This window comes from Microbacterium sp. Bi128, from assembly GCF_918698205.1.
The window spans coordinates 1-1720 of record NZ_CAKKMM010001104.1 but is presented as its reverse complement, the minus strand read 5'-3'; the positions used below and the strand labels follow the sequence as shown (position 1 = coordinate 1720).

The 1720-nt window shown below is 66.8% G+C and carries 1 protein-coding gene and 1 pseudogene; one reads left to right on the top strand and one right to left on the bottom strand.

Annotation, left to right across the window (positions count from 1 at the left end):
- Positions 1-477, top strand: a pseudogene (locus tag LQV45_RS30200) (hypothetical protein); the annotation flags it as partial.
- Positions 478-555: 78 nt separating this feature from the next.
- On the opposite strand, the gene ftsY reads toward LQV45_RS30200, so the two are convergent.
- The coding region (gene ftsY / locus LQV45_RS30195; protein WP_230010891.1) for a signal recognition particle-docking protein FtsY at positions 556-1720 on the bottom strand (1165 nt) is incomplete at its 5' end.

The following is a 1720-nucleotide window of genomic DNA, read 5'->3' as shown; positions in this document are numbered from 1 at the left end:
CTGCTGACCTGCAAGGGCGGCCCGCCGCTGTCCGCCATCTGCAGCGCCGGGGCCTACCCGTTCGGCAATGGCCAGATGTCCGGCCGGGCCAACTTCTTCGGCATCTCCATGGTGGCCGAGCTGGAGGCCGGCAAGTTCATGAAAGTGAACAGCGCCGGAGGCGGCCCGGCGTTCAGCTACGCGCTGCAGAACGCCGACGGCAGCACCAGCGTGGTGATCATCAACGAAAACGACCCCGAAAAGGCCGCGCAGACTTCCGTCACCCTGAACCTTCCGGGCAAACCGGTCACCGGGACCATGACCCAGCTCAGCGGACCCAGCTACGCAGCCGAGGACCAGACCGTGATCGATGGCGCCAAGACCGAGCCCACGCCCCTCGCCAAGCGCGCCACTGTGCCCGGCTTCGCGTTCAAGTCCCAGACGCAGCAGTTCAAGCTGACGGCCGGCACAGTGACGGTCCTGAACTTCAAGTACTAGCCACTTGAACAAAGAGTGCCCCGGTCCCGTCTGAACTGGCCAGACAGGACCGGGGCACTCTTCTTGTTGCGGTGCGGGCTAGTTCAGCAGCGCATCCACGAAGCCTTCGGCGTCGAACGGCGCGAGGTCGTCGGCGCCTTCGCCCAAGCCGATCAGCTTCACCGGGACTCCGAGGGATTTTTGGATGGCGACGACGATCCCGCCCTTGGCGGTGCCGTCCAGCTTGGTCAGGACGATCCCGGTGATGTTCACGACCTCGGAGAACACCCGGGCCTGGTTGAGTCCGTTCTGGCCGGTGGTGGCGTCCAGGACCAGCAGCACCTCGTCCACCTCGGCCAGCTTTTCGATGACCCGCTTGACCTTGCTGAGCTCGTCCATGAGGCCCACCTTGTTCTGCAGGCGCCCCGCGGTGTCGATCATGACGACGTCGACTTCCTGGTCGATGCCGGCCTTGACGGCCTCGTAGGCCACCGAGGCCGGGTCCGCGCCGTCGATGTCCGACTTCACGGTGGGCACGCCGACGCGCTGGCCCCACGTGGCCAGCTGCTCGGCGGCGGCGGCGCGGAAGGTGTCCGCCGCGCCCAGCAGCACGTCCTTGTCCTCGGCCACGAGCACGCGGGCCAGCTTGCCCACGGTGGTGGTCTTGCCAACGCCGTTGACGCCGACAACCATCATGACGGCGGGCTTGTCGCCGTGGCGCTCGACGTTCAGGCTCCGGTCCATGGTCGGATCCACGAGCTTGATGAGTTCCTCCCGGAGCAGGGCCTTGACGTGCTCAGGGTCCCGCGTGCCCATCACCTTGACGCGTTCGCGGAGTGAGTCCACGAGCTGCATGGTCGGTTCGGTGCCGAGATCGGCCAGCAGCAGGGTTTCCTCGACCTCATCCCAGACGTTTTCATCGATCTTGTCTGCCGAGAGCAGGGCCAGGAGCCCCTTGCCGAGGATGTTGTTGGACTTGACCAGCCGCTCGCGCAGCCGCATCAGCCGCCCGGCCACCGGCAGCGGGGTTTCCACCGGGACGGTTTCCAGCCCGGCTGCGTCGTCCGGAACTTCGAGGGTTGGTTCTTCGAGTTCGACGCCGTCCGGCGAGGTCCGTGCCGGTGCCGGGGCCTGCGCGGGACGGTCCTCCACAAGGGTTCCGGCTCCCGGGGCCTGCACGGGGTCGTTTGCGTCACGCGGACCGGTGTAGGTCTTGGCGCTCTTCCGGGTCTTCATGAGCACCGGGATCAGCACACCGAGGACC